We start from the raw sequence: 6,955 nt of genomic DNA, 5'->3' as shown, positions 1-6,955 counted from the left end.
GTTCAACGCCCCGTTCCCGTCGCTGGAGGGAGCGCAGGCCAGCTACCAACGCGTCCGGACAGCGCTGGCCGACGCCGGACGGTCCCCGGACTCGCTGACCTATTCGGCTGCATTCGTGGTGTGCGCCGGGCGCGACGAAGCCCAGGTCGCGGCCCGGGCCGCGGCGATCGGCCGCGAAGTCGACGAGCTGCGCAGCAATTCACCTGCGGTGGGGACGCCCACCGAGATCGTGGACAAACTGGCTCCGTTCGCCGAGATCGGCGTGCAGCGGGTTTACCTGCAGCTTCTGGACATGTCCGATCTGGACCACCTGGAGCTGTTCGCCGCCGAAGTCGTCCCGCAACTCTAAAATCGATGCCCGTGACGCAGGACGACGAACCGTCGCCGCAGCCCTGGCACAACTCCACACCCGCGGTGCTCGGGGCGAGCGCCGTCGGGGTGGCCGTCATCGCCGTCGTGGTTGGCGTGATCTCTCTGGTGACCGGGCCGGCGGACCCGCCCGCCGAGGCCCCCCTCAACTTTGTCGAGCCGTCGTTCTCGGCGTCGCGGACGCCAACCTCGGCGCCGACCACCACCGCCACCATCACCAGCACCGCCAGGCTGTCCACGACGGAGATCAATGCGCCGCTGGCACCACCGACCACCTCGGGCACACCTGGCAGCAGCGAATCGTCTTCTCCCCCCAGCCAGGAGGAGGACGACGACGGGCCAACGACCCGGACACCCCGCCGGGCACCGCGTACCAACATCACCCGCACACTGGTGCCTGGACCGATCGGCTGACCGCCTACTATCGGTGCCCGTGGCGCGCAGAGATGGAATGGCTGGACCTCCCGACGACCCGAACTACCCCGACGAGGCGCCGACCGCGTATTACGGTCGGCCGCCCGGTGAACCTGTCCCCTGGTACCGCAGGCCAGCCGCGCTCGTTGCGTTCGGCGCGCTGGGCGCGGTGCTGATCGCCCTCTTCGTGTATGGGCTGGCCAAGCTGATTTCAGGTGACTCGCCCTCGGACACCACCCCGACGACCAGGCTGACTCCCCTGACAACCACGTCGGCGCCAGTGGTCGCGCCGCCACCGCCGCGCACGGTCACCGAGACCGTCACGCCGACCACCGAGCCGACGACGACCACCACTACCACCACGACAACGACCACTACCACCGAGCCCACCACCAGCGTCAGCACGAGCACGGTGACGGAGACGATCACGGTGACACCACCCGGCGGCTGACGATGGCCCGCACCGCGTACGCACACGACGCTGTGGTGGTCCTGGATCCCGGCGGCGACTCGGTCGCCCCCGGCGGGGCGATAACCGTTGCGTTGTGCGGACATTGGGACCATGAACCACCGTGCCCGCTGGCGCCACACCACACCGATGCAAGGCCCGTCGGTGATGGGACCCTGAGGCTTCGGGTGCTGCTCGCCGCCGATCCAAGGGACGAGGCACGGGTCCGTTCGTTGATCGGGCAGGCGCTGGCATCCGGGAGGCTGACCGGTCCGGACGGCCGCGTGACCACGTGGACGGTGCGTGCCAGCGCCCCAGGGACGATCCGGCCGGACGAGGCCGACCACGCCGCCCGGCTGGCGGCCGGCTGATGGGGTACCCGCCTAGTAAGGCTCGCGACCGCGCGACGCGTACTCGGCGACCATCGCCTCGGCGCTGCGCACTGCGGCCCGGCATGCGCGGGTGGTGAACGGGTCGTTGAGCGGGTGATCCGCACGCCGCCCCCAGCGCTGAGCGGCGGCGAACGCGGCACGCGGCCCGTCATACGGGATGTCGGGTTGCAGTCCCAGCCTGCTGGCGGCGTCGGTGCCCGAGCCGCCGATGATCCGCCGCAGCGATGCCATCTCGTCGTCATTCAATGTCGTTTGGCGCGAACGCAGTTGGCTCAGTAGGCGCAGTTCTTCGAAGGCGTGGGTGTCGGCGATCAACGGGTCGATGTCGGCGATGATGTGGCGCGTCGCGTAGATCGGGTTGTTCTGCACGAATTGCCGCAGCGACAGCAGCGCGGTGTGCGCCTTGAGTAGATCGGACCGCTGCGCAAACTGCTGATCGATCACGTCGCGCAGCGCGATCAGGCCGCTGCGTTCGAGTAGCTCATCGGCCAGGGCCACCGAGTCGGTGACGCCGGCGCGTAGCACGGCGATCGAGATCCGCAGTCCGAACATGCCGAACCGATCCAGCAGCGCGGCACGGGTGGCGGCGTCGACGGGCAACGCGCTGTCCTCGCGCACAAAGCGATCCACCGACAGCATGGCCTTGGTCAGTTCGGCGGCGTCCACACCGGCGAGCTTCTCCAGAGCGACGAACTCGCCTTGTCGCAACGTGCGCGCGGTCAGCGCCAGCAGACCCGAAACCGGGACGACGGCCTGGCAGATGCCGGTCCTGTCCATCTCGGTGGTGAAACGTTTGGCCACATCCCGCGCCGACAGCATGGCGTCGATGCGGCCTGCGCCGATCTCGTCGGCGCGGGACGCGACCCCGATGACGCCGAGCGCACCGGCCGATCCGCCGACCAGCTCGCCGATCTGCTTGAGCAGCGCGATATCGGCCGCGTTCAGCGTGCGCAGCAGGAACACCACGGCGTCGACGCGCGGCGCCCCATCCTCGGGCACCAGCAGTCGCAGGGTTCGCTCTGAGACATCGCGCGACAGCGACGACGTGCCCGGGGTGTCGATGATCGTGGTGTCGATCAGCTCGGACGCCGGCCACTCCACGTCCAGGTCGACAACGTCCTCCGGATCCAGGCTGCCGAAGTCGAACGTCAGACCGCCGTCGCGGGCGATCGGCACGTTGGACCGCCGGCCGCCACGGTGGTTCGCGGTGACCTTCGGCGTGGGCCCATGCCGGAACCAGGTCACGATCCGGGTGGCCTCGGTGGCGTCGGTAGGCGCAATGTCTTCGCCGACAAGCGCATTCACCAACGTCGACTTGCCGGCCTTTAGCGTCCCGGCGAGCGCGATGCGGATCGGCTGATTGAGTCGCCGACCGATCCGATCCAGTTCATTGTGAACATCGGGGCGCTCGCGGTACGCCGGATCGGCCCGGTACGCCTGTATCGTGCCGCCCAGGATCGCGCGCACCTGATCGCTCGTGCTCATCTCGGATAATCAGCTTATTCACTGCGTCCAGGGCGCGTGCGGACGGGGATTGCCCCGCTGGGTCAATCGACGTCCTTACCCCACATGGCATGGCCGACCTCGGGGTCGAGGCCCTGCTCATCGACAGCGTGGTCCTGGTCCGATTCGTGGATCTCGACCTCGATCTCCGGCGTCAGCGGGTCGTCGATGATTCGGATGTATTCGGCCTCGGCAAGGTCCTGCCCAGCGTCGGCGGCACCACCGAGACCCTTGCCGCCGTCGACCGGCTCGACGATCACGTCTCGATCGGCTGCACCGTCGCCAACGGCATCGCGCTCGGCATGATGTCCGACCGGCGCCGGCGCGCCGCCAAATGCCTTGTCCGACATGCCCTCGTCGAGCTCGCCGTCTACCTTCGCCTTGCCGTGGAGGTGGCCGTCCGGCTCGAGCTCTCCGAAGTGCTCGATGTCCAGCTCCTGCAGTGCCGCTTCGAGATCCGGTGCGTCCAGAACCGTCTGCAGTGGATGCTCGGGCGGCATCGATTCGGCGACCATCGGCAGCAGGTCATAGACCTGCTCTGGGGTGGCATCGGGTAGGCCGGCATCTCGTAGTGCTCGATCCCCGTTCTCGATGAAGGCCCGCAGGTTCGTCGGGTCGTGGAACAGGTCCGTGGTGAAATCGAGGATCGACATGGTGTTCTCCTACGAGAAGTCTGTGGGAAAACTGTATGCCGGGCAAGCACGTTCGACATCGGGGCGATCCCCCCACCCGAGTCGGGGGCACTAGGGGCTGGCAGGCACCGCCGTCTTGGCGCCCGCTTCCAGTTTGATCGCGTGGTCGGATATCTGTCCCAGGATGTTGAGCTGCCGCTCGAGTTCGCTTACCCGGGCGTTGCGCTCGTTCTCTTCCAGCCGAGCCGACGCGATGGTCGCTTGCAGCGATTCGTTCAATGAGCGGGTGGTCTGGTTGGCGATGCCTCGATAGTGGTCGCGCAATTGGCGCTGAATGCCCTTGAGCCGGTCCCGGGATTCCTTGCCGACGACGAACTGGACGTCGTCGATGAAGCGCCGCATGTGCATCTTCGCGTCATTGCGGATCCGCAGCATCCGGTTCTCCATCTCCTCCTTGTAGGCCTTGCGGCCCAACAAAGCCCCGGCGCCCAGAGAAAGGGGATTCAACATGCCCAGGCCGGCGATGGAGGTGATCATGCCGAACATCAGCACACCACCGAAGGATCCGCGAAGGCCAGAGACCGCCCTGTCACCTACCCTGATCGGCTTGGCTTCGAGCTTGGCCAGTGATTTGAGCTCGCCGAATCCGGCGCCCATGTCCCGGGGGTTGATTTCGGGCATCTTGACCGATTCCAGGCCGGCCTCGGTGAACGTCCGGGCCACCTCCGCGGCCAGCGCCTCCGCCCGCTGATAGGCCCAAACGAAATTGTCCCCGACCGCCGTTGCCACTGCGTCCTCCAGCTCCGTGCCGATCTCGGCCCAGTGCTGCGACGGGTCGCAATCGTCAATCACCTGCTCGGTGTGCTGGGAAATGGCGCGGAATCGATTGCGGAGATCGTGGTCGATATCCGCACTGAGATCGGCGATTCCGTCGTTAAGCACCTGCTGCCACAGGGCGGTCTGCTGCAGCGCGTCCTGCGCTTCCTCTTTACGTCGTTCCAGGTCTTCGGTGAGCCGCTCGCGGGCGTCCGGGTCGTTGATCGCGGCGAGTTCGGACTCGACAGATAGAGTCAAATGCTCTGCCGCCGAGCGTATCTCGGCGACAATATGATCGCGGACCCGGTCCTGCTCACGAGACAGCACCTTGTCGCTGAGGAACTTGATGATCGCCGGGAAGTTGGATTCCTCGTTGAGTTCCTTGTCGTTGAGCTGAAGGGCGTGACTGCGCAACAGCGACGACGCCGGGATCATCGGGATCGACAAGCCCGCCCGCTGTAGGTGGGCATTGTTGGCTTCCACGATTTGTCGCCAGTGCGGATAGAGGTCGGTCTTGGTCGCGACAATGGCCGCCACCGGGCATATCTCGTACGCCTGCCGCATGAAGGTCATCTCGGGCTCGGTGAATTCCTGGCTGGTGTCACTGATCATCAGCATCGCGTCGGCGTCCGGCAGCAGGCCCAGCGTGGCCGACAAGTGTGGCTGCCCGTGACCGCCGACGCCGGGGGTGTCGATGAAGGTCAGTCCATGCTTGAGTAGCGGGCCCGCGGCGGTGACCTCTACCCGCAACACCTCGCGACCACCGGCCTGCGGGGCACGCCGCAGATCGTGCTTGATGTCGGCGGGCGGAATTTCGATCACCTCAGGCTCTTCACCGTCGGGGCGGGCGACGATCAACCGCGCCGACACCTGCTCGCCGTACGACACCACGGTGGCCAGCACCGTCGACTCGTCATCACCGACCCGGGCCACCGGCACATTCAACAGCGAGTTGAGCAATTGGCTCTTGCCCTGCTTGAGCTGGCCGGCGATTACCACCCGGATCTGCGGGTCGGTGATACGCACCCGGGCCTTGGCAAGCCGCTCGACCAGGTCGCCGCGGTCATTGACCTCGGCGATCTTGATGCCGTGATCGATGAGCTCACAGATCACCTTGACCCTGCGCGGGTCATTGGGTTGCGTCATCGCGTCCTTCCCTGCCGTTGGTATAACGGTAGGCGCACGAACTGGCGGGGACCATCCGGTCCCCGCCAGTTGCGTTATTCAATTGTGTGTCGGTCAGAACAGGCCGGCGTCGACGTTGGTGCTGACATCGACGTCGGTATTGACCTGGCCTGAGTTGTCGGTGGTCGAGTTGTCCTGGTTGGAGTTGTCGACCGAGTTGTCGTCGTGGCTGGCGTCCACGTCGCCGCCCACGGTGCCGCTGACATTGGTCTGGTCGCCGCCGACATCATTGTTGCTGTTGGTGTTCTGCGTCGGGGCGATGATGACCGGCCCACCGGCGCCGCCGGCAGCTGCGCCACCGTCACCACCGTCGTTGCCGATCCCGAGGAGTCCGCCGCCAGCATTGCCGCCGGCACCGCCGGCAGCTCCGCCACCGCTGGCGTCGATGTCGCCGACCTGGGTGTTCTGGCCGCTACCGGTGTTGGTGGCGACGTCGCCACCGGCTTGGGTGTTGACGTCGTCGCCGGTATCAACCAGGTCGTTGTCCTTACCGCCGGCCTGGACGTTGGAACCCTGCCCGGCGGTGACATCGCCGGTGTTGGCTCCCTCGTTGTCGTCGCCGACAATGTTGCCGTCACCCTCGACATTCGTGGTGTCCACATCGCCGCCGATGGTGCCCTGGTTCACGACGGCGCCGTCGGAGGCGTTGATGTCACGGCTGAAGTCGAAGTCCAGGTCGACGTTGCCGACACCCTGCTGGACGTCCTCGCCAGCGCGCGGGCTGCCGATGTCGTTGTGGCTCGCAACAGCGGTCTCGGGAGCGAACACCCGCTGCGGCGCGAACGCGATGCCGTGGGTGTCAGCGACCGAGTTCTGAAGGTGCTGGATCGGGTTTCCGCCGGCCACCGCGCTCGGCCCGACGACCGCGTGCGCGGCCTGGGTGAGCTGAGCCTGAGTGACCGTGGTCCCCATCGCCTGCGATGCCGCCTGCGTCGGGCTGTTCAGGAAGGCCCTGACATCTTGGGGATCGGCACCCGGGCGAGCCAGGTCCATGAGCCAGTCCAGGAGGGAGGAGATTGCGCTTGTCATGTGAATTGCCTTTCGATTCTGTGTGGGTTGCTTTGTCGCCGGGCTGTCCGGCGAACTGGGAACTACGTTATGGATCCGACGACCGCTCCGGAACGGGGTCGGCACCCCTCCCTAGGCAAATGCATGCCGGGATACCTGGGAGGCCCCCATTAGGGGATTAGGGGGTC

At 66.6% G+C, this 6,955-nt stretch carries 7 protein-coding genes and 1 pseudogene; 4 read left to right on the top strand and 4 right to left on the bottom strand.

Features of this window, described 5'->3' with window-relative positions:
* The 4 genes and pseudogenes from ACRDU5_RS12990 to ACRDU5_RS12975 all read left to right on the top strand — a co-directional run.
* A pseudogene (locus tag ACRDU5_RS12990) lies at window positions 1–349 on the top strand (LLM class F420-dependent oxidoreductase); the annotation flags it as partial.
* A 5-nt stretch (window positions 350–354) separates the two neighbouring features.
* Window positions 355–783, top strand: a complete 429-nt coding sequence (locus tag ACRDU5_RS12985) for a hypothetical protein (protein ID WP_526614957.1) — start codon at window positions 355–357, stop codon at window positions 781–783.
* A 37-nt stretch (window positions 784–820) separates the two neighbouring features.
* Entirely contained in the window at window positions 821–1,234 is a 414-nt protein-coding gene (locus ACRDU5_RS12980) for a hypothetical protein (protein WP_526614958.1), read from the top strand.
* A 2-nt stretch (window positions 1,235–1,236) separates the two neighbouring features.
* A complete protein-coding gene (locus ACRDU5_RS12975) occupies window positions 1,237–1,602 on the top strand; it encodes a hypothetical protein (RefSeq protein ID WP_526614956.1) in 366 nt (121 codons plus the stop codon).
* A gap of 12 nt (window positions 1,603–1,614) precedes the next feature.
* Here ACRDU5_RS12975 and ACRDU5_RS12970 read toward each other — a convergent pair whose 3' ends face one another.
* The 4 genes from ACRDU5_RS12970 to ACRDU5_RS12955 form a co-directional block, all read right to left on the bottom strand.
* Window positions 1,615–3,108 (bottom strand): dynamin family protein, encoded by a 1,494-nt coding sequence (locus tag ACRDU5_RS12970; RefSeq protein WP_526614954.1) that lies wholly within the window; start codon window positions 3,106–3,108, stop codon window positions 1,615–1,617.
* A 62-nt stretch (window positions 3,109–3,170) separates the two neighbouring features.
* Complete coding sequence (locus ACRDU5_RS12965; RefSeq protein ID WP_526614953.1) at window positions 3,171–3,779, bottom strand: IniB N-terminal domain-containing protein; 609 nt, start codon at window positions 3,777–3,779, stop codon at window positions 3,171–3,173.
* Between the two features lie 90 nt (window positions 3,780–3,869).
* Window positions 3,870–5,720, bottom strand: coding sequence for a dynamin family protein (locus tag ACRDU5_RS12960; RefSeq protein WP_526614952.1), 1,851 nt, complete (start codon window positions 5,718–5,720; stop codon window positions 3,870–3,872).
* Window positions 5,721–5,813: 93 nt separating this feature from the next.
* A complete protein-coding gene (locus ACRDU5_RS12955; RefSeq protein WP_526614951.1) occupies window positions 5,814–6,788 on the bottom strand; it encodes an IniB N-terminal domain-containing protein in 975 nt (324 codons plus the stop codon).
* Window positions 6,789–6,955 lie beyond the last annotated feature (167 nt).

The sequence above is a fragment of the Mycobacterium sp. genome (assembly GCF_050701515.1).
In the GTDB taxonomy this organism is placed as follows: Bacteria; Actinomycetota; Actinomycetes; order Mycobacteriales; family Mycobacteriaceae; genus Mycobacterium.
Note: the sequence above shows the minus strand (reverse complement) of the source record. Positions and strands in the feature narration are given on the sequence as shown.

What these genes read in the sequence shown, in the direction of transcription:
- ACRDU5_RS12980 (WP_526614958.1), top strand. Translation starts at nt 821, where the DNA reads ATGGCTGGACCTCCCGACGACCCGAACTACCCCGACGAGGCGCCGACC.
- ACRDU5_RS12975 (WP_526614956.1), top strand. Translation starts at nt 1,237, where the DNA reads ATGGCCCGCACCGCGTACGCACACGACGCTGTGGTGGTCCTGGATCCC.
- ACRDU5_RS12965 (WP_526614953.1), bottom strand. Translation starts at nt 3,779, where the DNA reads ATGTCGATCCTCGATTTCACCACGGACCTGTTCCACGACCCGACGAAC.
- ACRDU5_RS12955 (WP_526614951.1), bottom strand. Translation starts at nt 6,788, where the DNA reads ATGACAAGCGCAATCTCCTCCCTCCTGGACTGGCTCATGGACCTGGCT.
- ACRDU5_RS12985 (WP_526614957.1), top strand. Translation starts at nt 355, where the DNA reads ATGCCCGTGACGCAGGACGACGAACCGTCGCCGCAGCCCTGGCACAAC.
- ACRDU5_RS12960 (WP_526614952.1), bottom strand. Translation starts at nt 5,720, where the DNA reads ATGACGCAACCCAATGACCCGCGCAGGGTCAAGGTGATCTGTGAGCTC.
- ACRDU5_RS12970 (WP_526614954.1), bottom strand. Translation starts at nt 3,108, where the DNA reads ATGAGCACGAGCGATCAGGTGCGCGCGATCCTGGGCGGCACGATACAG.